18 protein-coding genes are annotated in these 25201 nt (G+C 63.8%); 5 read left to right on the top strand and 13 right to left on the bottom strand.

Annotation, left to right across the window (positions count from 1 at the left end; genetic code table 11):
- The first annotated feature begins 28 nt into the window (after positions 1-28).
- The 3 genes from ACHFGA_RS06120 to ACHFGA_RS06110 are packed head-to-tail and all read left to right on the top strand — an operon-like array spanning position 29 to position 1637.
- Positions 29-718, top strand: coding sequence for a CGLAU_01105 family protein (locus ACHFGA_RS06120; RefSeq protein ID WP_394281530.1), 690 nt, complete (start codon positions 29-31; stop codon positions 716-718).
- Positions 719-1030 carry a DUF2516 family protein gene (locus ACHFGA_RS06115; protein ID WP_394281529.1) on the top strand — a complete coding sequence of 104 codons (312 nt, stop codon included), beginning with the start codon at positions 719-721 and terminating at the stop codon, positions 1028-1030.
- On the top strand, positions 1011-1637 hold the full coding sequence (locus ACHFGA_RS06110) for a hypothetical protein (protein ID WP_394281528.1): 627 nt from the start codon (positions 1011-1013) through the stop codon (positions 1635-1637). Before ACHFGA_RS06115 ends, ACHFGA_RS06110 begins: the two co-directional genes overlap by 20 nt.
- Here ACHFGA_RS06110 and ACHFGA_RS06105 read toward each other — a convergent pair.
- Genes ACHFGA_RS06105 through ACHFGA_RS06095 form a run of 3 tightly spaced genes read right to left on the bottom strand, consistent with a single transcriptional unit; the run spans position 1588 to position 3802 of the window.
- On the bottom strand, positions 1588-2397 hold the full coding sequence (locus ACHFGA_RS06105) for a DUF2993 domain-containing protein (RefSeq protein WP_394281527.1): 810 nt from the start codon (positions 2395-2397) through the stop codon (positions 1588-1590). The genes ACHFGA_RS06110 and ACHFGA_RS06105 overlap by 50 nt on opposite strands.
- Positions 2398-2453: 56 nt before the next feature.
- Positions 2454-3281, bottom strand: coding sequence for a class I SAM-dependent methyltransferase (locus tag ACHFGA_RS06100; RefSeq protein WP_394281526.1), 828 nt, complete (start codon positions 3279-3281; stop codon positions 2454-2456).
- A 26-nt stretch (positions 3282-3307) separates the two neighbouring features.
- Positions 3308-3802 carry a DUF2505 domain-containing protein gene (locus ACHFGA_RS06095; protein WP_394281525.1) on the bottom strand — a complete coding sequence of 165 codons (495 nt, stop codon included), beginning with the start codon at positions 3800-3802 and terminating at the stop codon, positions 3308-3310.
- A 24-nt stretch (positions 3803-3826) separates the two neighbouring features.
- Here ACHFGA_RS06095 and ACHFGA_RS06090 point away from each other — a divergent pair, with 24 nt between their 5' ends.
- Positions 3827-4912, top strand: coding sequence for a UDP-N-acetylmuramate dehydrogenase (locus ACHFGA_RS06090; RefSeq protein ID WP_394281524.1), 1086 nt, complete (start codon positions 3827-3829; stop codon positions 4910-4912).
- Between the two features lie 6 nt (positions 4913-4918).
- On the opposite strand, the gene ACHFGA_RS06085 is transcribed toward ACHFGA_RS06090, so the two are convergent.
- The 5 genes from ACHFGA_RS06085 to ACHFGA_RS06065 all read right to left on the bottom strand — a co-directional run bounded on the left by ACHFGA_RS06085 (position 4919) and on the right by ACHFGA_RS06065 (position 18426).
- Positions 4919-5755 carry a carbohydrate ABC transporter permease gene (locus ACHFGA_RS06085; protein ID WP_394281523.1) on the bottom strand — a complete coding sequence of 279 codons (837 nt, stop codon included), beginning with the start codon at positions 5753-5755 and terminating at the stop codon, positions 4919-4921.
- On the bottom strand, positions 5752-6762 hold the full coding sequence (locus ACHFGA_RS06080) for a carbohydrate ABC transporter permease (RefSeq protein WP_394281522.1): 1011 nt from the start codon (positions 6760-6762) through the stop codon (positions 5752-5754). Before ACHFGA_RS06080 ends, ACHFGA_RS06085 begins: the two co-directional genes overlap by 4 nt.
- A 17-nt stretch (positions 6763-6779) precedes the next feature.
- Positions 6780-8069 (bottom strand): ABC transporter substrate-binding protein, encoded by a 1290-nt coding sequence (locus ACHFGA_RS06075; protein ID WP_394281521.1) that lies wholly within the window; start codon positions 8067-8069, stop codon positions 6780-6782.
- Positions 8070-8168: 99 nt separating this feature from the next.
- Positions 8169-9206 (bottom strand): ABC transporter ATP-binding protein, encoded by a 1038-nt coding sequence (locus ACHFGA_RS06070; protein WP_394281520.1) that lies wholly within the window; start codon positions 9204-9206, stop codon positions 8169-8171.
- Positions 9207-9324: 118 nt separating this feature from the next.
- Positions 9325-18426, bottom strand: a complete 9102-nt coding sequence (locus tag ACHFGA_RS06065; protein ID WP_394281519.1) for a fatty acid synthase subunit beta domain-containing protein — start codon at positions 18424-18426, stop codon at positions 9325-9327.
- Positions 18427-18600: 174 nt separating this feature from the next.
- Between ACHFGA_RS06065 and ACHFGA_RS06060 the strand changes: the two genes are divergently transcribed.
- Complete coding sequence (locus ACHFGA_RS06060) at positions 18601-20376, top strand: hypothetical protein (RefSeq protein WP_394281518.1); 1776 nt, start codon at positions 18601-18603, stop codon at positions 20374-20376.
- On the opposite strand, the gene ACHFGA_RS06055 is transcribed toward ACHFGA_RS06060, so the two are convergent.
- The 5 genes from ACHFGA_RS06055 to ACHFGA_RS06035 form a co-directional block, all read right to left on the bottom strand.
- Positions 20373-20633, bottom strand: a complete 261-nt coding sequence (locus ACHFGA_RS06055) for a metal-sensitive transcriptional regulator (protein WP_394281517.1) — start codon at positions 20631-20633, stop codon at positions 20373-20375. The genes ACHFGA_RS06060 and ACHFGA_RS06055 overlap by 4 nt on opposite strands.
- A 29-nt stretch (positions 20634-20662) precedes the next feature.
- The gene (locus tag ACHFGA_RS06050) at positions 20663-22273 is read right to left on the bottom strand and encodes an FAD-dependent oxidoreductase (protein ID WP_394281516.1); all 1611 of its coding nucleotides are present in this window, start codon (positions 22271-22273) and stop codon (positions 20663-20665) included.
- Positions 22274-22279: 6 nt separating this feature from the next.
- A complete protein-coding gene (locus ACHFGA_RS06045) occupies positions 22280-22438 on the bottom strand; it encodes a hypothetical protein (RefSeq protein WP_018581532.1) in 159 nt (52 codons plus the stop codon).
- Positions 22439-22597: 159 nt separating this feature from the next.
- On the bottom strand, positions 22598-24316 hold the full coding sequence (locus ACHFGA_RS06040; protein ID WP_394281515.1) for a long-chain-fatty-acid--CoA ligase: 1719 nt from the start codon (positions 24314-24316) through the stop codon (positions 22598-22600).
- A 119-nt stretch (positions 24317-24435) separates the two neighbouring features.
- Positions 24436-25201: AMP-binding protein (locus ACHFGA_RS06035; RefSeq protein WP_394281514.1), on the bottom strand; the 766-nt coding region annotated here is incomplete at its 5' end.

The raw sequence follows: 25201 nt of genomic DNA, 5'->3' as shown, positions 1-25201 counted from the left end.
TCCAAACCACAATAGAAAGACAAGACTCATGACTGATCAGAACACGAACCCCAACAATGAATCTCTTGGCGAATCGCTGAAGGGTGCCGGCGAGGCGCTCGTCGCGGCGGGCTCGAGCTTGGGCGACATAGTGGGCGACTTCACCCGCCGTTTTAAGGCTGACCGCGAGGCGGATACGCCAGCGGGCGCACACGCGGCCGCCTCGCCGCTCGATGACGATGACACGGTCCTCGAACAAGTGAAGCACGCTGTCAGCCGGGCGCGTGAGGCGTTTGGTCAGGCGTCGAATGCGGATGAATACAAGCAGGCATCGGCGTCTTTTGCAGGCGATGCGGAGCACATCTTCCGCGACCTGGCCGGTTCGGTGTCGCGCGCGGCGCAGGGCGCGAAGGAGTCGAACCGTGCCGATGAAGCCCGCAGCGCCTTCGACGATGCCATCGCTCAAGTCCGCGCCACCTTCGATCAGGCCGTGGGCCAGGTGCGTGAGCGTGCAAACAGTGCAGGCGATGACGCGACGAAGGCAGAGAGCGAGGGCGTGATCGCTGAGATGCGCAACCGCATGGAGGGCCTGATCGGGCGCGTGTCTGAGGGATTCAGCAACGGCAATGATCAGGATAATGATCAGAAAGCAGACAGCTCGGATAGTGCGGATATTATTGACGGCGAGGTCGTCGACACGGACGACCAGACCGCTAGCCCGAAGGATGATTTCAACTAAATGCTTCCACCTCTCGATGCAGTCACTATCTTGACTAGCCTGCCGGTTCTGCTGGAGTTCCTGCTGTTCGTCTTGGTGGGGATCGCGGCAGTGGTCGGAGCGGTCATGGTGGCCAACACCCGCCCTGATGCTTTTGACGCTGCGAACCGCCAGCCGAAGCCGATGTGGATCCTGATCCTGGCAGGTAGCGCGTTTGTGTGTTTGCTGAAACTGCCACTGCTGGCCTGGATCGGCGCGATTGCCACGGGTGTTTACTACTTCGATGTGCGCCCGCAGATCCAGCGAATCTTGCGTGGTGATTTCGGCTATTAGCGTTATATCAGATCGTGAGTGGCTCGCCACCCGGGTCGGCACCTTTGGCGCCGGACGTTCGGTGGCGGGCCTTTCCGCGTTCCCGGCCGGGGTGGTCGTGGAGCCTTTGGACGTGCCTTCCGCGATGTCGCTTATCGACGATCGCTCGTCTGATTCTGGGGCTGCTGCTGTGATCGCGTTGGTGGGGTGGCCCACCGGGCGACACCAGAGCCTGGTGAAGGCGGCTGAGGCCCGTTTGGCCGGCGAAATGGGGGCGACAGAGGTGTGGCTTGCTGTGCCGGTTGGCGCGGAAGATGAGCAGCCAGATGAGTCGGCGTTGCTGTCAGACATGATTGCGGTGGGCCAAGCCGTTGGGGAGGGGGTGCGGTTCGGGGTGATCGCGCCGGATCCCTATGTGGCAGCGCTCGCCGACAAGGCAGGGGCCGAGGTGGTTGCGGTGGACGCAGCGGGCGGGGCAGTGCCCGAGGTCCAGGCGGAGGTGGCTGTGTTCGGGGAGATCGGCAATATCGACGCGGTGATCGATTGGTTATCCCGCGGCGCAGCGCGGGTCTTTCCCGCTAGGCCTGATCGGACGCTGAATCAGGATCAGCGTTTGCCAGCTCGTTGAGGTTAACGTTCTGGCCGGTGGCGGTGATGCGGAAACCGTCGGGGATGACGGTAAATTCCTGAATCGTCAGCGCCGTGGTCACTTCTTGCTGGAAACCTTCGGCCAGCAGGCGGGTAACAAATTCGGTGACCTGCGGCGGCAGGTCGAAGGAGAACAGTGAGACAGAAGCGGCCTCAAAGGTCAGCTGCTCATTGACCATCACGGGGCGCAGCTCAAGTGACACGATGCCCTCGGTGAAGACAATGTCGAAGGTGTTGTCGTTGGGGTTCGCGGTCACCTCGCTGATGGAGATCAGATCGGTCAAAAAGCCCGTCATCTCTGAGCCCGCCTCACCCGATTCAAGCGCCTTATTCAGTTCCCGACGCAGGATTTCCTCGACATAATCGTCGGGAAGCTCCGTGGTGACCAATAGTGACTCCGCGACGGGATCGTTGGACATGGATAGGTCCTCGATCGCAATATGGGCGGCTGGCGCGCCCGTGATTGGCTCAGAGTCCAGCTGCAGGGTGGACGGCGTCGTCACCTCCATGGAGGGGATGGTGCCGGCCACCAGGCTAGCCACAAGGGGGTACGCGCCGAAAGAGACCGACGGCTCTTCCTCTACCGCCACGGTGTCAGGCGTGGCCTCCGCGAACTGGGAACGCATCTGGTGGGAAATGAACCAGCGCAGCCCAATTTCGACGACAAGGACGAGGACAAGGATGCCGACCAAAATGGCCAGGATCACCTTCCATACGGTCGACGCAGTCGATTTGCTCATCAGTTAGTTCATCTCCAACAGGCGCTTTGCGCGCCACAAGCGGTGGTCACGGAGTTCTAAAGCGTATCAGGGGCCACGAGAGCCCAATCCACAGTCAAAATATTATCGCGAATCGGTCGGCGCTGCGGGTGAAGTTGCATGCCTTCAGCGATCAACAACTCCCGCGCCTGCCGCCACCTGATCCGCGGGCCGTAAGGTTCCCAGCTAGCGGCACGGTCCCAGGCCGCGTCGGCGGCCTGCAACAGGTCATGAATTTTCTCACTAGGCCGGTTGAGGTGGATCAGCTTCTTCGGCAGGCGTTCGGCCACATCACTGGGGCGCTCGACGTCGAACGGGTCCCAGGCCAGCGTCAAGGTGAGCGGCCCGCCCTCGTCGAGAAGCACCCACGCAGCCCGCCTGCCGATCTCATCGCACGTGCCCTCAAGAAACAGCCCGCCAGGCGCCAGACGTGAGCACACCTCGTGCCACATCATGTCCACCTGGTCCACGTCATACTGGCGCAGCACATTAAACGCGCGAACATAGTCCGGGCGGTAGCCGGCGAGTTCGAAGCCACCCAACTCAAAACGGACCCCATCGCGGGGCGGCAGGACACGTTCGGGATCGATTTCCAGCCCCACCACATCCACGTTGGGGTTGAGGCGGCGCAGCCAGCGAGACCACTCGACGGTCGTCGTAAAGCTTGCTCCGTACCCCACATCGACCGCCAGGGGCGCAGGCCTGCTGCGGATTAGCGAAGAGATGCGCGGGTGGTAAAACGCCCACCGGTCAGAGCGGCGTAGGCGGTTGAATCCGGTTGTGCCGCGGGTGATCACGCCAAACGGCCGACCACGGCTCGCCCCTGCGCCTGTGGGCGCGCGCAAGTTATGAGCATGGTCGGCCATGAAAACTCCGGGACACAGTCCAGGATTTAGAGGTTTTCGGAGATCCAGGTCTCGGTGAGCTTGCCTTCGTTGGTGAAGATCTCAGCCAGCGCTTCGCCCACCTTCGGCTCAATAGCTGGGCCCATGAATGGGATGTCCACGGTGACTTCGTTCTCGTAGGCCAAGGTGGTGGAGTCCTCGCCGTTGGCGCTCAGGCGGATGTCGCCCTTCATGTCCACCGGGGTACCCTTGACGTCGCCGGTGAAAGACAGCTCGGCGGTGTCGCCGTTGAGCTCGCCGACGGTGACCACGCGCTTGAGCTTCAGCGACTGCGACACCATTGCGCGCACAGCCTCCGGCAGGAACTCTAGCGGCAGGATTTCGAAGAGGGTGGCGGTGTTATCGCTAAAGTCGTTGAGCTCGCCTGGTTCCGGCGACAGGTTCTCGGCGATGTACGCCCAGTACTCAGCGTTGGTGTACGCTTCATGCACTTTCTGCGCAGGGTGGTTGATGGTTACGGTGTTTTCGCTACGGTTTGCCATAGCAGACAGACTACCGTTAGAGGCGTGTCTGATTCATCTAAGGCCCGCATCCAGGGCGATATTTTTGTCACATTGACCGCGATCGACGGCATTACGCCTCTCGAGGATTTCACCTTCTCGCAGGTCACTACCTTGCGCGTGGGTGGTAGCCCGGTTGCGGCGGTGCGCGCGCAGTCAAGCGAGGCCTTGGCTTCGGCGGTGCAGCTTCTCGACGACAACGGCGTGGATCTGCTGGTCGTCGGCGGTGGCTCCAACCTTGTGGTCGCGGACGGAGAACTCGATCTTGTGGCGGTGGTCGCGGCCAACGACAACGTGACGATTCACCCGGACGGCACCGTTAACGCCGAGGCAGGAGCGGTGTGGGACGACGTGGTGGCGGCCACGGTGGAGCACAAGCTGGCCGGCATCGAAGTCTTAAGCGGGATCCCCGGTTCGGTGGGGGCGGTGCCGGTGCAGAACGTGGGCGCGTACGGCGCGGAGATCGCCGATGTGCTGCAGCGGGTGAAACTGTATAACCGTAAGACCCGCACCACGGAGTGGGTGGAGCCGCAGGACCTGGATTTGGCGTACCGCTATTCCAATCTGAAGTTCACGGCCCGTGCGGTGGTGCTGGAGGTGGAGCTGAAGCTGGACCCCACCGGCATTTCCATTCCGCTGCGCCACATGGACAACCGCCGCGTGTCGGTGACGGCGGCGCGCGAGTCGGTGTTGGAGCAGCGTCACCGCAAGGGCATGGTGCTGGATGCTTCTGACCACGACACGTGGAGTGCGGGTTCCTTTTTCACCAACCCTGTCGTCGATACGCGCCTTGCGGATGAGATCGACGCGAAGGTCGGCGAGGAGAATATGCCGCGCTTCCCGCAGCCGGATGGGCGCGAGAAGCTGTCGGCGGCGTGGCTCATCGAACGCGCCGGCTTCCAGCGTGGCTTCCCGGGTGAGGGGGCGCCGGTTCGCTTATCGACGAAGCACACGCTGGCCATCACCAACCGCGGCCAGGCGCGTGCTGAGGATGTGAAGGCGCTCGCGCGCGAGGTCCGGGCCGGTGTGGAAGAGGCGTTTGGGGTGCGGCTGGTGCCGGAGCCGGTGTGGATCCGCATGGCCATTGACTAGCCCTGACTAACCCTTGACACCACCGGCGGTGAGCCCCGAGACGATGCGGCGCTGGAAGGCCAGCACCATCAGGATCAGCGGCACCGTCACAAGCGCGCCGGCGGCCATGGTGGCGGCGTATGGGTACTCGAAAGCGCTCGGCCCGGCGAAACGCGCGATGGCCACGGTGACGGGTTCGGTGGCCACCGTCGACAGCTGCTGCGCCAACATGTACTCATTCCAGGCGGCGATGAACGCCAAGATCGCGGTGGTAAACAGTGCCGGCGCCGCAAGGGGAAGCATGACCATGCGAAACGCCTGGGCCCGGGAGGCGCCGTCGACACGCGCCGCCTCCTCCATCTCCCACGGAAGTTGCCGGAAGAAGGAGATCAGCGTGTAGATCGTCAGCGGCAGCGCAAAGGAAATATTCGGCACGATCATCGCCTGGTAGGTGCCAATCCACCCGATGTTGGAAAACAGCTGGAACAGGGGAGTGACCAAGGCGATGCCCGGGAACATTGACGCCGCCAGCACGATGCCGGTGATCAGCGACTTGCCCGGGAAGTTCAGCCGCGCCAGGGCGTAGCCCGCGCCGACGCCGACGATCACCGCTACCAGCGTGGTCGCCACCGAGATGATCAGTGAGTTCACGATCGCGCGTCCGAAATTATTGCCCTTGTCCGTGGCAAGTGCGTCGCGGAAATTATCCAGCGTGACGTGCGTTGGCCACGGGGTCGTGTCAAACGTGAAGGCGGAATCGCGCAACGCGACAACCAGCATCCAATAAAACGGTGCCAGCCCCCACACCAGGATGAAAGCCACACCTATGTAGTGCAAGATGGCGGCTCTGCGCTTGGCGTTCATGCCGTGGCCTCCTTTTCCTGCCGGGCCTGCCGTGCTTGTCGACGACGGGCCTCGCGCGCGTCCTTGCGCTCCTGCCCCTTCCCGGAGACGTCCGCGCCGAGGAACCGGATCAGGATAAACGCGACGGCGAAGACGAAGAGGAAGATCAGTGTGGACATGGCGGAGGCGGAGTTGAAGTTGCCTTGGCGCATGTCTTGGACCACCAGCTGGCTGACCACGGCGGTGGGGGAGTTGGCGGAGGCGCTGATCATGATGACCGGCAGGTCATACATGCGCAGCGCGTCGAGCGTGCGGAAGAGCACCGCCACCATCAGCGCGGGGCGTACCAGCGGCAGGGTGATCAGCCAGAACTGTTGCCAGCGGGTGGCGTTGTCCACGCGCGCTGCTTCGTAGGTTTCTTTCGGGATCATCTGCAGCCCGGCCAGGATGAGCAGCGCCATGAAGGGGGCTGTTTTCCACACGTCGGCGATGATCACGGCGAAGCGGGCGGCCCAGGGGTCGGTGGTCCACATGATGTTGGTGCCAAGCACTGAGTTGACCACGCCTTGCGGGGCGAACATGAATTGCCACAGCTTGGCGGTCACGGCGGTGGGGATGGCCCAGGGGATCAGGACAGCGGCGCGGACCAGCCCGCGGCCTTTATAGTCGCCGGCCATGATCAGCGCCATGATCATCCCCAGCACGGTTTCCAGCCCGACGGTGGTGACGGTGAAGAAGATCGTGTTGCGCACCGCCGGCCAGAAGTCCGTCGCCAGGGTGCCGGGCGGGCAGACTCCGGCCTCGCCGCTGGGTGTCATGCAGCGTTGCGTCAGCCAGTACAGGTAGTGGTCGAAGCCGGCGAAGCCGCCCTCAACGAAGAGGCCGGTGTCGGGGTCTAGGTGCCTGTCGGCCTGGAAGGACAGGAAGATGGCGCGCAGGACTGGGTAGCCAATAACGACAGCAAGCACCAAAAGCGCGGGCGCCAGGAGCAGCGCTGCGCGTTTGGTGCTTTGAGTTTTGGTGAGCATTGGGGTGAAAAGACCGGCTATCCGGCGGCGTTTTCGATCGCAGCCTTCATGTCGGCGGTGGCGTCGTCGACGCTCTTGCCGGCGGTCAGTGCCGCGTACGCGTTGTCCTGGATGGCCTTAGAGATCTCGGTGTAGAACGGGGAGACTGGGCGCGGCACCGCGTTTTCCAGGGAGGTCTTCAGGGCAGGCAGGTACGGGTACTTTTCGACGAGGGACTCGTCGTCATAGATGGACGCCAGCACTGGTGGGAAGGAGGCCTCGGCGAAGCTCATCTGGTTGTCCTCATTGATGATGAACTCGATGAAGTCGCGCGCGGTGGCCTTGTTCTCGGAGTTGATGTTGATGCCGTTGTTGTAACCACCCAGGGTGGACGCGCCCACGCCGTCCTCGCCGACCAGCGGGGAGACCTCGACGTTGCCGGCTACCTCGGAGGCTTCGCCTTCCGCGTTGGTGTACATGTATGGCCAGTTGATGGCGTAGGCGGTGCGGCCTTCGACGAATGCGAGGTTGGTTTCTTCCTCGGTGGCTGCGGTGGAGTCTTCGGTGATCACACCGTCGGAGTAGGCGTCGACAAGCGCCTGCAGGCCAGCCTTGGAGCCATCGGAATCAACGGTGACTTCTTGGCCGTCTTCGCCCAGGATGGATCCGCCCCAGCCTTCCATGAAGCCTGCGGTGTTGACGGTCAGGCCCTCGTACTGGGACAGCTGGGTGGTCAGGCAGCCGACCTCGTCCAGGTCCTGGCAGGAGTCGATGAGTTCCTGGAAGTTGGCGGGCTCTTCGGGGATGAACTCGGTGTTGCGGTAGAGCAGCTGGCCGTTGGTGTTCTGCGGCAGGGCGTAGAGGGTGTCGTTGTAGGTGGCGGATTCGACGGTGGCGTCGAGCAGGCCAGAGGTGTCTACCGCCAGTTCGCCCTCCAGCGGTGCCAGGTACTGGTTGGCGGCGAATTCGCCGGTCCAGACCACGTCGAGCGCCATGACGTCGTAGTCAGAGTTGCCTGCCTGCAGGGACTGCACGAGGGTTTCGCGCTGGGCATCGGCCTCGCCCGGCAGTTCGCGCAGGGTGACTTCTTCGTCGGGGTGCTCGGCGTTCCATGCTTCGATGATGGGGACGAGCTTGTCGGTGTCGTTGGCACCCATCGCGAAGGTGATGGGGCCGCGTCCGGCTTCGGTGCCGTCCTCGACGGGGGCGGCACCGCCGGAGGAGGAGCCGGCGGAGTCTTCGCCGCCGGAGCAGGCAACCAGGCTCATCGCCGCGATAGTGGCGGCGGCGACGGTGCCGGCGGTGCGTCGAGTGAAACGAATCGACATGGGACGTCCTTTCGGTTAAGGAATAAATTTTCCCTTACCATAGTGAGACCGGCTACCCCCGCGGGCCAAAGTGAAGCAAATCACCCCAGGTGGGGGTAACTACACCCGCTTTTCGACGATCCGCTCGCCCGTTTCCTTGGAAAAACGGTGCGCGCTAGCCCCGTCAAAGGCCACCGTCGCCGTATCGCCCATGCGCGGAATATGCCCCTGTGGCACCTTGGCCACATAACGGACGCCCTCACTGTCGAGGTACACGTACGCCTCCGATCCCAGTTCCTCCACCAAGCTCACCGTGCCGGTACGCCGCGACATTCCCGCCGCCGAAGCGTCTGGCCCGTCGTCGATAAGCAAGTGCATGTGCTCAGGCCGCACGCCCAGGCGGACGGTGGGGTCTGCGGGATCGTCGAAAATGTTCATGGCGGGCGAGCCGATGAAACCGGCGACGAACTCATTGACCGGCTCGTTGTACAGCTCCTTCGGCGGCGCTACCTGCTGCAGGACGCCATCGTTGAGCACGGCGACCCGATCGCCCATCGTCATCGCCTCCACCTGATCGTGTGTGACATACACAGTGGTCGTGCCCAGGCGGCGCTGCAAGGCGGCGAGCTCGGCGCGGGTTTGCACACGCAGCTTTGCGTCCAGATTCGACAGCGGCTCATCCATCAGGAAAACCTTCGGCTCGCGCACGATCGCCCGGCCCATCGCCACGCGCTGGCGCTGACCACCGGAGAGGTCCTTCGGCTTGCGGTCCAAAAACTCACTCAGCCCCAACAGCTCAGCGGCCTCGTTGACCTTCGCGTCAATCTCCGCCTGCGAGAGCTTGGCCAACTTCAGCGCAAAACCCATATTCTTCGCCACCGTCAGATGCGGGTAGAGGGCATAGTTCTGAAAAACCATGGCCACGTCGCGCTCGCCGGGCTCCATGTGGGTCACGTCGGTGTCGTCGATAAGAATCCTGCCGTGGCTCGTCGGCTCCAGCCCGGCCAGCGAGCGCAGCGTGGTGGATTTGCCACAGCCGGACGGCCCCACCAGCACCAGGAACTCGCCGTCGTCGATATGCAGGTCAAAGTCCTTCACGCTGGGCTCGGCCGCGCCGGGGTAGGTGATGGACACGTGGTCGAACGTTATCGATGCCATAAAGCGAAACTTTAGCAACCCGACATGGCCGTTGCGGCGGTTTTCGCTTAACGACGAAGCACCCCTCGGTTACCCTCCACAGGCAACCGAGGGGTGCTTCCCCCTAACCACTTATCCGCTATGCGATCGGATAAGTGCCATCCTCTCCGAGGCGCGCGTTCTCGTCGAGAAGCAACGCGATCTCGGAAGACTTCGTGTGGCCCTCCACGAAGCGGCGGTTCTCGATCTGCGTGAACAGGTCAGCACGACCAATCATGCCCGCCTCCAGACGGCCGGCGCCGCTGCGCAGACGGTCGGTGGCGCGCTCACGCCAGCTCTGCGCGGCGTCCTCGCCACGCTGCTGACGCAGTGCCGCGTAGAACACACCTGGGTGTGCCAACACCAGCAGCGCGCCGACGTGGCCGAAGCCCAGCGACGTCAACGCCGCCGCCTTCACGTTGCCCGCACCCAGTGCAAGCGGTGCACGCAGCCAGACCAAGTTCTTCGACTTCGGCTCCAGCAGCGGATCCACGCAATCCAGCGACGCGTTCTGTGGCAGGTCGCCGGTGCGCAGCGCATCGACGATGCCGCCGGTCTGGAAGAGGGCCGCGCCCGCCTTGGAGTGGCCGGTGAGCGTTTTCTGGGAGATGACGTACATCGGCTTCTTCGGATCGCGGCCGATCGCAGGCCACAACAGGGAGTGCAGCTCAGACTCGTTCGGATCGTTGGCGTTGGTGGAAGTGTCGTGCTTAGACAGGACGCTGACGTCGTCTGGGGTGAGCCCCAGGGACTTCAGGTTCTTCGCCAGGCGCGAGTTCTCCCCACCGCGCGCAGCCGCCAGCACACCCAGGCCAGGGGCCGGGATGGAGGTGTGCGCACCGTCGCCGAACGACGAGGCGTAGCCGATGACCGCGTGGACCGGGAGGCCCAGCTCGGCCGCCAGCGAACCGCGGGCGATCAGCACCGTACCGCCGCCCTCAGCCTCGAGGAAGCCGCCACGACGGCGGTCATTCGCACGAGAGATGAAGCGGTTGTGGATGCCCTGGTCGGTCATCTTCTTGGTCTCAGCGGTGGCGTTCATGTCGCCGAAGCCGGTCAGGGATTCCACCTGCACGTCGTCGATACCGCCGGCGACCACGAAGTCCGCCTTGCCCAGCGCGATCTTGTCCACGGCCTCTTCCACGGACACCGCGGCGGTCGCACACGCGCCGACCGGGTGAATCATGGAACCGTAGCCGCCGACCAGCGACTGCATCACGTGCGCTGCCACAACGTTCGGCAGTGCTTCCTGCAGGATGTCGCTCGGGCGCTCCTCACCCAGGAAGCGGGTGACGAACACCTTGTGCAGGGATTCCATGCCGCCGATACCGGTGCCCTGGGTCGTGGAGACCTGGGCTGGGTGGATCGCTTGCATCAGCTCTGCCGGGGTGAAGCCGGCGGAGATGAACGCATCGATCGCGGTGACCAGGTTCCACACGGCGATGCGGTCCAGACCGTCGATCATCTGCGCTGGGATGCCCCAGTTGGCAGGGTCGAAGTCGTCTGGGATCTGGCCCGCAACGGTGCGGGTCAGGGTCGCCTTGCGTGGCACGCGCGCGGTGGCGCCTGCCTTGCGGGTGACGGTCCACTCGCCGTCGATCTCTGCGACTTCGGTCTTGTCTGGGTCGGCTTCTTCGATGTCGCGGGCCTCGGCTTCGTTCGCGACGGTAAAGGTGATGTCGCGGTCGAGGAAGACCTCGGTGGCGTCGATCGAGCCCTGGTCGGTGAGGAAGTACTTGTCGGTCAGCGTGCGGATACCGGAGCGCGCCACGACTTCGTCGCGGAAGCGGTCGTAGATATCCTCTTCCTTTACTTCCTCACCGCTGGAGGTGACGTACCAGCCCGGGTTCGGGTCCTCGTTCCATTCGACGAGGTTCATCATCCAGGCCAGTTCCAGAACGCCGGCGGCGGTCAGTTCGGCATCGCCGTCACGCTGGATGCCGTATTCCGCTTCACGACGAGTGCGTCCCAGACCCCAGGAGGACACCTCACCCAAACCGACGACGACGATCATGTCATCGAGGTCGCAGGTGACCTCGCCCACCTCTGCCTCAACCGGCTGGGTTGGGTGCGCGATATTCGGCAGTGCCTTGATGGTGACTGGAGCCTCGAGCGTCTCACCGCTCTTGTCGTCCGCGCCAGCGGACTTCTGGTCGTCTGCGCCAGCAGACGCGGCCGCCGCTTCCTTCGCCATGTCCGGCAGGGAGATCGGCGAATCGCCCAGGCCGCCGGTGAGATCCAGCTCGATCGGTGCTTCCGCCGCCTTGGCGCGGCTCTCCTTGGAGGCCAGGCCAACCAGCTCGGAGGAGATTTCCTCGGGGCTCCACACGTGGATGCCCTTCTCCTTAGCGGTATCGACCATGAAGTCATTGCCGCCCATCAGGCCGGTGCCGGCAACCCAACCAATCTTCGCCTGAGCCAGGGTGACGCCTTCTGGCCAGCCGGCCTCAGCACCCCACTTCGCCAGGATGGCGTCGAGGGCTGCCTTGACCTCGCCGTAGGCACCGTCGCCACCGAACATGCCGCGGTTCGGGGAACCAGGCAGAACGACGTGGGTGCGGGTGGCTGGGAAGTCGTCGGCACGCTGCGCCAGCTCGGACAGGCCAGCGATGGTGCGCTCCACGGACCACAGCAGCAGGCGGGTCTGGTTTTCGGCAGCCGGGCCGGCGTCGGCAAGCGAGCCGGAGACCGACGGCGCCGCAAACGGGTACGCCAAGGTTGGGGTGAGCGCAGGCTTGATGATCTTGACCTCATTGCCCACGGTTTCGCGCTGCTCGGAGCCGATCCAGTCAATCAGCGCGTCAATGTCGCGGTAGCTGGAGAGGTTCGCCGGAACCACCCACAGCTGCGCGCCAACGGAGGCGTTGTCCTTGTACAGCGTGCGCGCGAATTCCTTGCGCGCCTGGCTGACGTTGGACGCCGTCATGATCACGGTTGCGCCGCCAGCAAGCAGCTTTTCGACGACTGCCGTGGCAATCGAATCAGGTGCAGCACCGGTGACCAGTGCGACATCGCCGGCGAACTCTTCCTCGGCCTCCTCGCGGGCGACCGTGGCGATCTCGCGCAGCAGCTCCACGTTCTGGTAGCCGTTGTCGGCATACCATTCTGCCTGCTCAGCGACTGTGGTACCGGTGCCGGCAAAGCGGCTAGCCTCCAGAGTCATCTCACCAAGCGCAATGCGGGCGAGATCCTCGCGGGCTTGGGCCCAGCGGTCGTCGAAAAGTACCGCGCGGCGCTCATCGAAGACCGGGGTGACCAGCTTGACCCAGCCGGAGCCCAGCTCTGCCTCGACGGTGTCGATGACAGTGGTGTCCAGGCCCTCGGTCTCTGGAGCGGCCGACAGGTCCACTCCCAGCTTGTCCAGCAGGGTGCGTGCGGTGGAGACCAGGGTGTCCTTCATGTCGTCGGCGTAGGCATCGAGTGCGGCCGAGTCGACCACACCGCCGCCACCGCCGGAGCCGCCGGAAGCCAGGGACACGGACACGCCGTGGCGGGAGGCGACGGACTGCACGGCGGCGTCGATAAGCGCGTCCACGTCAGCCTTCGACGACGCAGAGGTCGGGATCGTTGCCAGCGTGCCGCCGCGCACGGACTCTTCGTCGCGCGAGCCCAGCAGGATCTCCGCCTCAACGCGGGCGATCCAGGACTCTGGCAGGCCCCACGCATCGGAGACGCGCTCACCGACGTAGGCCGGCTTCACACCGGCAGCACCGGTGAGCTGGCGCAGGCGCGCAGTGACCGCCTCAGAGAGGACGGAGCCGAAAGGCTTGTAGCCAGGTGCTGCAGTCTTGACCTTCTCGCGCAGAGTCGCCACATCCGCGTCGGCGGCGCCGTCGATGGCGGGCACGCCGATTTCCGCGGACATGTCCATGAGGAGCTGGTTACGACGAGAGGACACGCCGTTGGTCAGCTCTTCGACGGTGTCGGTGTCGTTGATCTGCTCCAGACGCATCTTGTTCTGGAAGCTAAACAGCACCATGATCGCGTCCGCCGCGGTGAACGGCAGGTCTGGCGCGTCGGCGCCGGAGCCACCACCGGATGCGGGCTGAGCTGCTGCGGGCGCAGGTGCGCTCGCAGGCTCTGGGGTAGCCGGGGCCGCCTCGGCCGGAGCCTGTGCTGGCTCCTCGCCGCCTGCGGACGCCGCGGAATCCTCTGCAGGTTCAGGAATGTCCTGCACAGGTGCCTCGACGACATCCTGGAGCATGACCTGATCCTGGTTCGCCTCCACGTTGAACACTGGGATGTGGTGGCCGATGACGTCCATCTCACGCTTCGCCAGGTTCGTCAGGGTTGGGCTGGACGCCAGACCAACCTCGATCATCTGGTCATTGGTGCGCAGCAGCAGGTCCTGTGTCTCGATCCAGCGCACGGGCGATGCGAACTGCCACGCCAGCAGCTCGATGAGCAGCGTGCGCGCCAGGGTATTGGCATCGGTGTTTTCTGGGGTGACATCCTTCAGGCGCTCGGTGGGGACCTCGTCCTTGATGGAATCGATGAAGTCCTGAGTCAGCTCGAAGGGGCGGGCCACCAGGTTCGGGACGTAGCGGTTTTCTAGCGACTCAATATCGATCTCTGCTGGCAGCAGCTCGTCGAGCTTCTCAGCGAACGCCGGCACGCCGTCGCGCAGGACGGAGGAGTGGAATGGCACGTCGATGCCAGGGACGGTGACGTAGGCGCGGTCGCGGATCGCGTTCGCCTCTGCCTTCAGCGCCGCCAAGCCCTTCTTGGTACCTGCGATGGAGTACTGCTGGCCAGCGATGTTGTAGTTGACGATCTGCAGGAACTCGCCGGTCTTCTCAGACACGCTCGCGACATAGTCCTCCACCTCGTCGGCAGACACACCGATCATGTTCGGGCGCAGCGCACCCATGCCGTAATCGGAATTGCCCTCCTCGTCGCGTGGCACCAGCGAACCCATGGCGGAGCCACGGGAGTAGACCACGTCGATGACGGCCTCGAGGTCGAAAATGTTCGCGAGAGACGCCAGTGCGGTGTACTCGCCCAGCGAGTGGCCCGCGTACATGGAGTTCGACGCCAGTGCATCCGCCTCACGCAGCCGCTCGGTCTGTGCATAAGCGACGACGGCCAGCGCGACCTGGGTGAACTGCGTCAGGTGCAGCACGCCCTGTGGGTGGCGGAACGTCGTGCCCTTAACGACGAGCTCCGTTGGGTTCTCGTCGATAATGCGCTGGATGCTAAAGCCCAGTGCTTCGCGGGTGTGGCGGTCGGCGCGGCGCCAGATTTCACGCGCAGCTGGCGATGCGTCGCGGTCGGACTTGCCCATGCCCTCGGTCTGGATGCCCTGACCTGGGAACACGTAGGCAGTCTTCGGCTGGGCCAGCAGTGCCTGGCCGACGGAGACAACCTCGCCGTCGATGCGGCAGGTCACCTCGAGGGCCTGGTGGATGCCCTTGCGGCCAACACGCTCGACGGTGATCTCCACCTCGTCGTTGAGCTGCACCATGCCGTACATGGAGTAGGTCCAGCCCACGACCTCGCCGTGGCGCGCGGCCAGGTGCTGTGCGGTGGCGGACAGCCACATGCCGTGCACCAGCGGGGCCTGCAGGTTGACCAGGCCGGACGCGTTATAGGAGGTGTGGATCGGGTTGTAGTCACCGGAAACCAGCGCGAACGGGGTCATGTCCGCAGGGGCGGTGACGGTGGCGCGGTCCACGAAGGAACGCGGGGTGGCCTCGATCTTCGTGGAGGACTTACCGCCGCCGAACTCCGGAGCCGGAGTTGGCTGGGCGGTGCCGGTGGCACGGCCACGGATGGCGAAGCGCTGCATCTGGGTAGCAACGACGTCCTGGGACTCGTGGTCGCGCAGCTCCAGTTCCACGGTGACGATGCGCCCGGAGACGGACTCGTCGATAGCCGTGCACTTGGAGGTCACGTCGATGCGGCGGCCGTCGGCAAGCTCATGAAGTGGCACTCGCACATCAACAACATGGTTGAGGTGCACGGCGTTGAGCAGGCCCTCGATGACGGGGTAGCCGTCGGAAAGCTGGCCGGAACCCAGCGCGGTGTAGATCGCTGGCCAGCATGGGCCGACAAGGACGTCGGGCGTGCCGACGACGTTCTCTACACCTGCGTCTGCGGCATCGCCGTCGACAGGCAGGGCGGCTCCGGTGACATTGGTGTGAGCCGTCAGCAGGGAAGCGGGCAGGGTGAAGGAGTACTCCGCCACGCCGAAAGGTGCGTCCTCAGAGACGGATCCCTCGATGATCTGTGGCATCTCGGTGATCTTGTCGCCAGTCTCCGAGGTGGAGCCGACACCAGCCAGGCCCTGCAGCAGGGCGAAGACGGAATCCGGGAGGCGCTCGTCGGACACCACAGGGGATGCGCCGGTGGCCACGCCCTCGGACAGGTCGAGTGGGATGGTGACTTCGCGCACGTAGAACGGGCGCTGGTCTTCCGGCAGGTCATCCCAGTAGGAATCGGAGTTGATGCGGATCGACCACGCGCCGTCCTCGTCCTGGATCAGGTCATAAGCGTCATCGTCCATCTCGTAGGCCGGGTTGGCCATGAGGTGGCCGTGCCACACAATGGTCGGTGCCGCCTTGATGAATTCCTCGGCGGTCGTCGCGTCGGCCAGGCGGGAGTACTGCTCGTTGACCTCGGCGCCAGAGTTTTCGAGCGCCTCGGTAGCACCAGCCTCGAAACGGCCCAGCAGGTCAGCGACGGGCTCATTCTTCTTCGTGATGCCAGCAACCGCCAGTGGGCCAGGGATGATGCGGACTTGGTCGGCGTCGTAACGCTCGTCCTGCGCCTGCCACAGGGTGTCCTTACCGAACCAGGTCTTCAGGTCGCCGTCGATGGCGGGGACCCATGGCATTGGCTTGACGTGCTTGTAGTGCAGGGAGATCCACCAGGCGGCGTCGCGCGGGCTCACCGTGGTCTCGCGGGCCTCAGGGTAGGCCTCCAGCAGGCGGGCAGCCATGGCTGGTGCGTCGGCCACCTCGTCGATATCCGGGAAGAGGGTCTCGATCTCGCCGTGGTCGGCACCATTCAAGCGGGCTTCGACGCGGTGCAGCAGGTCGAAGAAGCGGTCATCCCAGGTGGGGTCGACGAACGGGTGGGCCAGTTCGACGAAGCGCTCGACCCATTCGGCATACGTCATGGTCTCAACGTCGCCGAAGTATGGCTTGGAGGTCTTGTTGATCGCCTCGATGATCTCATCGCGGCGGTCCTGGTAATCCTCCACGTCGGTTGCCGTGATCAGGCGGGAAGCCGCGGCGAAGGAGTTGTCCAAGTCATGGATATCGGCCAGCAGGTGCGACTGGGAGGAAGCGACACCGTTGCGGCCGGTGCCACGAGAAACCCAGCCGCCGTTGTCGTCGGCTGCGATACCAGCGGTGTTGACCAGCAGGTCCTTGACGGAGTCGGTGGCCTTGGCCTCCTTGGTCGCCATGGCGACGGTGCCGATGAAAACGGCGTCGACAGGCATCGGGGCCAGGCCGTACTTTTCAGACCAGGTACCGGTGATGTAGGTGGCAGCCACCTCAGGGGCGTAGATACCGCCGCCGACAGTCAGCAGCGCGTTCGGGTGCTGGCGGACCTCCGCGTAGGTATCCAGCAGCATGTCATCCAGGTTGGTCCAGGAGTGGTGGCCACCAGCGTGGCCGTCCTCGACCTGAATGATGACCGGGAAGTCCGGGTTCGCGGCAGCGATCTTCACCGCGTCGCGGATCTGCTTCGAGGTGCCCGGCTTGAAGGAAATGTAGGGGAAGCCATCTGCCTTGAGCTGAGCCAGCAGCTCGGTGGCCTCGTCGACCTCAGGGATACCAGCGGAGATGCACACACCGTTGAAGGAGGCGCCTGCAGCACGCGCCTTCGGCACGATGCGCGCCTGGCCGAACTGCAGGTTCCACAGGAAGCGGTCGAAGAACATCGTGTTGAACTGGGCGGTGCGGCCCGGCTCCAGGAAGGACTCCATCACGTCCTTGTGATGGGTAAAAACCTCATCGGAGTACATGCCGCCGCCGGCCATCTCCGTCCAGTAGCCAGCGTTGGCGGCAGCCGCGACGATCTCACCGTCGGCCGAGGTCGGCGTCATGCCACCCAGCATGATCGGAGACAGGCCAGTCACCGTGGAGAAGCGGGTCTGGGTATAGGTCTTGCCGTCAGGCAGACGAACCAGGCGCGGCGCGAACTGGGAGTAGTCCACCGCCTCGGGAAGCTCGGCGCCCGGGGTGGCCAGGGCATCGCGTGCCGACGAGGAATCAGCCGTGACAACAGCCACGCCAAAACCATGGGTGAGCTTGGAGGTAATGGAGGCCAGGGACTTATCCAGCGCCACGATGTGAGTGACGCCCTCGTCGATAAGCTCCGTGACCTGATTCGACCAGTTGTGCTGATCATGCAGGATGGCGCGGGCCAGCTCACGGGCCGAGAACTCGCCTAGGTCAATGCCGCACTCCTCAGCCCAGGAAGCGGCCAGTTCAGCGGCCTGCTCGGTGGCGTCGGTGTTGCCGTGGAACGGGTAGGCGACGGGGAGCTCGTCGAAAAGCGGGTTCATCTCCGCGCCACCGAACTCGGCGGCCTCAAGCTGCGCGTTGAAAGATTCTGCTGCGGATTCGATGGACGCGCGCGCAGCCTCCAAGGTCTCCGGGGTGCCGGATAGTACTGCGTGGCGTGGGCCATTGATCACGGCGACCTGTGCGCCGGAATCTTCCACCAGCTCGGTGACCTCCTCGACGAACAGGCCACGAACGGAGAGCATGTGGGGGCGCTCATCGGTCGCGCCATGCACGTGCGAAGCAGCCGTGCCCAGCAGCAGAGCAAATGCCAGCGCCTGCTCCGGGTGGCGGGCGGCAACCACGCCCAGGGAGCCCTGGGAGTGGCCGACCAGCTGCGTGTCGGTGATGTCTAAGCCCAGATCGCGCAGCTGTTCCACCGCGGCGATCTGGCCCAGCACGATGCCCGGAACGGACACAGCCGGGTGCACATCAATGGTCTGCGCAGCAGCGGAAGCGTCCTCCTCGATCAGTTCGCGCAGGCGCTCGTTGGTACCAGGCACGGTGGAGGCCAGCAGGCGGGCGAGAGGGCCCGTCGTGGTGCGTGCGCGGTCCAGCAGGTCGCTGAGGCGGCTGCGGGTCATGGGGGAGGTGGCGGCGTCGGCAAGCGTGGCCTGCCAGTTGGAACCCTGCCCTGCGAATGCGAGGGCCGGTTTCGTCATAGCCAGAAGTGGCGTCAAAGTCATGCGTATGTTCCTTCGAAAGTCTGTTAGGGGGTAGAAACAGTACAACTACGAAACCGTAACCTACGCAGCCGTAGGAAGTCACCGACACGCCGACTATTGTGAGGGAACTCTCATGTTTTGGGCAGTTTGTTTCTCGGCGCGCGCTCTTTGCCTCCTAGCGCTAGCGTTAAGGGCATGGAACACGACCTCGAGTCCACCATCCGCCGCCTCCGCCACAGCCTGACCCACGAGGTAGGAAAACCCCAGTTCGCCGCCAGTATCGTGCGCACCGCCACCCAGCTCACAGTCGGCGGGCTGTACGACGACGCCCTGTCGCTCGCCGCCCAAACCGAAGCACTCTTTGAGGACCCGGCCCAGGCCACAGACGTGTACGGCGAATTCTTCAACGCGATGGTGCACGCAGGCCAGGGGCATCGTCGTGTAGCGCGCTTCGGCGCACCACGATGGCAAGACCACCTGGGCATCGACCCGCAACACGTGACCTGCGCCGACCTCGCCCGCCGCTTTCCCGCCACCCCCGTTCCCCGCGGACCACACCTAGCGCGCGAGATGTTCGCCGGCACCTGCCTCGACGCACTTGATCCCGTCATCGAAGACACCCTGGCTTTTCCCGCACCGGGCATGCTTATCGACGAGCAACTGGCCGCCTACGCGCGCATCCTGTGGGCGGTGCCCGGTACTCCTCACGGCATCACATTGCCGGACTGGGTGACCGAGGACATGGAGCAGCTGCACTTCGCGGCGGTCTTTTCCAATGAAACCAGTGCTCTTGAGAACACGCCGGAACTTGTGGCCCGCGCCAATAACACCGCTGCGTCCCCGCGTGAGCGCGCCTTCTGGGAGCTAAGTGCGCTGATGATGGTGCTGCTCAACCGCAGCCCGGAGCACCACCCAGCCGCATACGACGTGGCGGTCCGCGCCCTGCCGCTGGTCCTGCACGCCGGGCGTGGCGACGAGCAGCAGCGGACCTGCTACCTGCTGGCCTACTCCATGCACATGTCGCTGGTCGCGGATTATGGCCGCACGCACGCGCTGCACTCTGTGCTGGATTACCTGGTGGGGCTCTCTACTGCCGGGTCGGGGGACTACGCCGACGCCGCCGGTTTCCACACCGTTTTTAGCGTGGGTGGGCGACGTATTGATGCCATTGCGCTGCTTCACCGGGCGCACGAGATGTTGGAGGCGGACCCTGGGGCAGTCAAGGATCCCGCCCAAGCCCGCATCGACTACCACCGCAGCGTGGCGTTGAGTTTCGAGCGCTTGGGCTGCCACGCATCAGCAGGGGAGGCGGCACTGCGCGGGGCGGAGGTTGCGCGGACCGCAGGTTACGTCAGCGCCGAACTTAACGCCCTCACGCTGGCTGCCGACAACTACTGGCACGCCCACGATTTCGACCGCGCCCTCGACGCCTATAACGCCACCCACATAGGCAAAGACACCCGACCGGGCCAGCGCTGCGCGGTCCTGGCGAGCGGGCTGCGCTTGGTCAGCATCTTTTCCCCCGAAGAGCTGGCGCAGCACTGGCCGGAAAGTTTCGGCGCATACCAGGCAGCGGTGGAAGCCGCTGTTGGCGAGGAGCAGGAACAGCCCGCTGCCGTCGGCGTTTGTGGCATGCTTCTCGAAGACATCTTGCCGATTCTCATCGAGCGCCAAGAACTAGCCCGCGCGCACGAATTCACCTCATGGGTAGGCAAAACCTTCGGCGGCGCAGTGCCGCGCACGCCGGTGCACGCCACCCTGCAGTTTGAGATCCTGTCCTGGCAGGCCTCCGTGCTGGCCTATTCCGGAATGCACGACGAGGCCGCCCTAGTGCTGGAGTCCTACTGGCAGCGCGCCCGCCGCGCCGGGGATCCGGAGCGCGAGGAACTGGCGCTCGGGGGCTTGCGCCGCTTCGCGGCTAACGGCGCAAGCCCCGCCTACCAGCGTGTGCTGGATGGGCTGGGCTTTTAAGCTAGGGAAAGGAACAGCTTCTCCAGGCGCTTCTCGTCCAGCGAGTCAGGGCCCTCTTCGGTCATGCATTTCTTCATGCCCTCGGAGATCACCAAGAAGCCAGCACGAGAGACTGCGGTGGACACGGCCGAAATCTGGGTGGCCACCTTCTCGCACTCCACGCCCTCCTCGAGCATGCGGATCACGCCGTCGAGCTGCCCGCGCGCTCGCTTGAGCCGGGTGATGGCTGCCTCGGATTCTTCAGGTTCGATACGCATGTCCTTCACTCTACTGGTTGGCCCGCTGGTCACTGCGCTGTCGACCACGTGAGGTAGCCTCCGTCAAGGTTCGCCACGTCCACGCCATGGTTGCGCAGGATGCTCGTCGCGGTATGCCCGCGCAGGCCCACCTGGCAGTGCACAATCACGCGCTTGTCGACGAAGTCCGTTGTCTTTTCCCGCAATTGATTCAGCGGAATATTGGTCGCGCCCGGGATATGACCTGCGGAAAACTCGGATTCTTCGCGCACATCAATCAGCACGGCACCGTTCGAGAGCTCGTCGTCAAGCTCGTAGAACTGGATCGTCTGCTCCCCGTTGACCATGTTGTCGTTGATGAATCCGGCCATGTTGATCGGATCCTTTGCGCTGCCGAACTGTGGCGCGTACGCCAATTCGAGGTCGGCCAAGTCGGTGGCGGTCAGACCCGCGCGCATAGCGGTGGCCAGGACATCGATGCGCTTGTCCGCACCGTTTTTGCCTACGGCTTGGGCGCCTAGGATCAGATCCGTATCGGCGTCGATCACTAGCTTCATGTGGATCTGGGTGGCACCCGGGTAGTAGCCGGCGTGGTCCGCCGGATGGAGGTGAATGATGCGCAGATTCTTGCCAGCTGCACGGGCGCGGCGCTCATTCCAGCCCACCGAGGCAGCCGCAAGGCCGAATAACCCCACAATGGAGGTGCCCAGCGTGGCGGTGCGGCGGGTATCGCGGCCCGAAATGATGTCAGCGACCAGTCGGCCGTGACGGTTCGCCGTCTGCGCCAACGGGACCAGGGTTGCTTCGTCGGAGTTGTGGTCGCGCTTTTCGGCCGCATCGCCGACGGCGAAGATCTTCGGATCAGTGGTGCGCTGCTGCTCATCCACCGAGATGCCGCCGCGGGGGCCGACCTCAAGACCAGCCTCGCGCGCCAGTTCGGAGGCCGGAGCAACGCCCACCGAGGAGATGACGATATCCGCATCGACGGTGGTGCCATCTGCCAGATGGACCGAGCGCTCGTCGATAAGCGTCGTCTCTGCGTCGGTGAACACGCGCACACCATTCGCCTCAAGGTGCTTGCGGACGATGCGCGCCATCTCAGTGTCCAGCGGCGCCATGATGTCCGGTGCGCGCTCGATCACGGTGGTGGCGATGCCGCGGTGCGTGAAGTTCTCCGCCAGCTCCAGGCCGATGAAGCCGCCGCCGATGATGGCAGCTGTTTGTGCGCCTTCGAGCTTATCGACGATCGCGTCGACATCTTCGACGGTGCGCAGAGTTAGTGCCCGCTCGATGCCCTTAATGGGTAGTTCGATTGGAGTCGCGCCAGGGGAGAGCACTAGATAGTCGTAGTGGATCGCATCCGTCTCACCGCTGGCGGTGGTGATGGACACGGTCTGGTTCTCTCGGTCGATGCTGGTCGCGCGGGTGTTCACGCGGACGTCGAGGTTAAATCGTGCGTTGAGCGCTTCCGGTGTTTGAAGCAGGAGCTCGTCGCGATTCTTGATGATGCCGCCCGCATAGTAGGGCAGGCCGCAGTTCGCGAAGCTGACGTTATTGGATGCTTCGAGGACGATGATCTCCATGTCCTCGTCGTTGCGGCGCAGCCGTGTCGCGGTGGACATGCCACCTGCGACACCGCCGATGATCACAGTGGTCGTCATTGCGGTCTACCTTCCGAACAGGCCGGCGAGGAAGCCCTTGGACTGTTCGCGTGGGCAGGTGCACCACTGCTTGGCGGGCACGGTGGCCTTGACCTGGTCAATGTGTTGGCCGCAACCGGCCCAGGTGGTTTTACCGCATTTCTTGCAAGAGACTGCTCGGCACATGTCGTGTTGTCCTTCCTTGGTGACAAATTCAGTGGATACCCCCACGGGTATCACTCAAGCCCAATATACCCCCACGGGTATATGGGTTGTCAATAGCAAACCGGCCTCTGCCATACCGAAGCTAAAGGTGGCAGAGGCCGGGAAGGGGGTCCAGTAGATCTACTCGTCTAACAGTCGCAGCAGGTCCGCTTGGACTTCCCGACGACGAATCTTGCCCAACTGGTCAGCGGCCAATTCTTCGAAGTGGTAGAAGGTGCGCGGCACCTTGTAGCGGGTCAGCTGGTTGCGGGCGTGCGCCTTCAAACCATCGGGGTTTAGGGCGGCCCCATCGCGCAGGGTGACGCAGGCGACCACGTCTTCGGAGCCATCCTCGCGTGGGCGGCCGACCACGGCCACATTGACCACATCGGGGTGGGAACGGACCGCGTCTTCCACCTCAGCCGGGTACACGTTGAAGCCGCCGGTGATGATGACCTCTTTCAGCCGCGAGACAATCTTGATGAAACCGTCAGGCTCCATGAAAGCGATATCGCCGGTGCGGAACCAACCGTCGTGGAATGCCGCCTCCGTGGCCTCCGGGTTGTTCAGGTAACCCTTGAACACCTGCGGGCCGCGCACGAGCAGCTCGCCTTCGGTGCCGTCCGCCAGGGTCTCATCCAGGTTCTCCGGGTTCGCGATGCGGATCTCCGTATCGGGAAACGGCACGCCAATATAGCCCGGGCGGCGATTGGTGTTCATAGGATTGCCGACGATCACCGGCGCCGTCTCCGTCAAGCCATAACCTTCGACCAAGAGGCCGCCGGTGAGGTCCTCCCACTCGTCCACGGTCTCTTCGGGGAGGGAAGCGGCCCCGGACAGGGCGTTGCGGATGCCCTTGATCTCGATGCTCTGCTCTTTCGCAGCTTCGATGATCTTGGTGTACAAAGTTGGCACGCCCGGAATCCAGGTCGGGGTGTGCTTCTTCATGATGTCCATGATCAGCGGGATGCGTGGCGCGGGCATCAGCACCATCTCACCGCCAATATAGACCGACAGGGCACCGATCAGTGTCATGCCGTAGGCGTGGAACATCGGCAACGCGCCCAGCATGCGCTCATCCGTCTCGCCGAGGCGTGGCACCCAGGCGGCGCCCATCTTGCAGTTCGCGATGATATTGCCGTGGGTGAGTTCGGCACCCTTCGGGGCGCCGGTGGTGCCAGAGGTATAAAGCACTACGGCAGTGTCTTCTTTGGCGATGTCGTCGGGAAGCTGGACGTCCTTGGCGCGACCGCCCATCGCGTCGGAAAGCAATGTCTTCCAAGGGATCGTGTCCGGCGCAGGCCCGGACAGCTGTGCGCGTTTCTCGCGGATTTGCGGGATCGGCAGCTTCAGCGCGAGCTGCTGGAATCGTGGCATGGCCTCGATCATGTTGACGCTGACGATGGTCTCTAGGCTGGTGTCCGAGCGCATCATGTCAATCACCGGTGCCGCCTTGTCCCACACAATGGCTACGCGCGCCCCGTGGTCCTGGAACATTCCGGTCAGCTCGTGCGCGGTGTAGAGCGGATTGTGCTCGACGACGACTGCCCCTAGCTTCAGTACCGCATAGAACGCCGCGATGTGCTGCGGGCAGTTCGGTAGCACGATGGCGACGCGATCACCGGGGCGCACGCCCAAGGCTTTGAGGCCGGCAGCGGCCGCGCGTACCTGCTCATCGAGTTCCTCGTACGATTGTGAGCGGCCGAAAAACCAGGTGGCCGGCTTGCTGGCGTTGCGTTCGAGGTTGTCGTTGTAGGAGTCGACCAGGGTGGTCTCCCCGTAGTCCAAGGTGGCGGGCGTCCATTCGGCGTACTGGGAAAGCCAGGCCTTTGACTCGAAGGCAGAAACAGGGTCGGTCACGAAAATCGGCGCCTTTCTGGTATTTTGGTGGGGCTTAATATTAGTAAGCACACAGTATTCCAGAAAAGCGCCGAACGTGAGGAATTTCTCACGTATTTTTAGTTTTTAAGTGAAATGGCCTACTTCTTTTCCAGCAGGCGCAGCAAATCTTCCTGCACTTCACGACGACGAATCTTGCCCAACTGGTCAGAGGCCAATTCTTCGAAGTGGTAGAACGTGCGCGGCACCTTATAGCGGGTCAGGCGCTCGCGAGCGAACTCCTTCATCCCCTCCGGGTCAAGAGCTGCACCAGAGCGCAAGGTCACACACGCCACGACATCTTCGGAGCCGTCCTCACGAGGCCTGCCGACGACCGCAACATTTTCCACATCAGGGTGTTCACGCACAACCTCTTCGACTTCAACTGGGTAGACGTTGAAGCCACCGGTGATGATGACCTCCTTGATACGCGAGACCAAGCGGATGAAGCCGTCATCATCCATCACTCCGACGTCGCCGGTGCGGAACCAGCCGTTGTGGAAGGCTGCCTCAGTGGCCTCTGGGTTGTTCAGGTAGCCCTTGAACACCTGGGGCCCGCGCACAACAATCTCGCCCTCAGTGCCGTTGGGCTGGGTTTCATCCAAGTTGTCGGGGTTCGCAATGCGAACATCCGTATCCGGGAAAGGAACGCCGATATAGCCCGGGCGGCGGGCCTCACTCATCGGGTTGCCGATCACGATGGGGGAGGTCTCCGTCAGGCCATAACCTTCGACCAGCAGGCCGTCGGTCAGTTCCTCCCACTTCTCCACGGTAGAAACGGGCAGCGTCGAGGCGCCGGAAAATGCGTTGCGGATGCCCTTGATGGCGATACCCTGCTCCTCAGCGGCATCGGCAATCTTCTCGTAC

It is taken from the genome of Corynebacterium sp. (assembly GCF_043426755.1).
In the GTDB taxonomy this organism is placed as follows: Bacteria; Actinomycetota; Actinomycetes; order Mycobacteriales; family Mycobacteriaceae; genus Corynebacterium.
This window is presented reverse-complemented; position numbering and strand designations above follow the sequence as displayed.

What these genes read in the sequence shown, in the direction of transcription:
- ACHFGA_RS06120 (WP_394281530.1), top strand. Translation starts at nt 29, where the DNA reads ATGACTGATCAGAACACGAACCCCAACAATGAATCTCTTGGCGAATCG.
- ACHFGA_RS06100 (WP_394281526.1), bottom strand. Translation starts at nt 3,281, where the DNA reads ATGGCCGACCATGCTCATAACTTGCGCGCGCCCACAGGCGCAGGGGCG.
- ACHFGA_RS06055 (WP_394281517.1), bottom strand. Translation starts at nt 20,633, where the DNA reads ATGCGTATCGAACCTGAAGAATCCGAGGCAGCCATCACCCGGCTCAAG.
- ACHFGA_RS06045 (WP_018581532.1), bottom strand. Translation starts at nt 22,438, where the DNA reads ATGTGCCGAGCAGTCTCTTGCAAGAAATGCGGTAAAACCACCTGGGCC.
- ACHFGA_RS06095 (WP_394281525.1), bottom strand. Translation starts at nt 3,802, where the DNA reads ATGGCAAACCGTAGCGAAAACACCGTAACCATCAACCACCCTGCGCAG.
- ACHFGA_RS06075 (WP_394281521.1), bottom strand. Translation starts at nt 8,069, where the DNA reads ATGTCGATTCGTTTCACTCGACGCACCGCCGGCACCGTCGCCGCCGCC.
- ACHFGA_RS06115 (WP_394281529.1), top strand. Translation starts at nt 719, where the DNA reads ATGCTTCCACCTCTCGATGCAGTCACTATCTTGACTAGCCTGCCGGTT.
- ACHFGA_RS06105 (WP_394281527.1), bottom strand. Translation starts at nt 2,397, where the DNA reads ATGAGCAAATCGACTGCGTCGACCGTATGGAAGGTGATCCTGGCCATT.
- ACHFGA_RS06050 (WP_394281516.1), bottom strand. Translation starts at nt 22,273, where the DNA reads ATGACGACCACTGTGATCATCGGCGGTGTCGCAGGTGGCATGTCCACC.
- ACHFGA_RS06060 (WP_394281518.1), top strand. Translation starts at nt 18,601, where the DNA reads ATGGAACACGACCTCGAGTCCACCATCCGCCGCCTCCGCCACAGCCTG.
- ACHFGA_RS06070 (WP_394281520.1), bottom strand. Translation starts at nt 9,206, where the DNA reads ATGGCATCGATAACGTTCGACCACGTGTCCATCACCTACCCCGGCGCG.
- ACHFGA_RS06080 (WP_394281522.1), bottom strand. Translation starts at nt 6,762, where the DNA reads ATGCTCACCAAAACTCAAAGCACCAAACGCGCAGCGCTGCTCCTGGCG.
- ACHFGA_RS06085 (WP_394281523.1), bottom strand. Translation starts at nt 5,755, where the DNA reads ATGAACGCCAAGCGCAGAGCCGCCATCTTGCACTACATAGGTGTGGCT.
- ACHFGA_RS06065 (WP_394281519.1), bottom strand. Translation starts at nt 18,426, where the DNA reads ATGACTTTGACGCCACTTCTGGCTATGACGAAACCGGCCCTCGCATTC.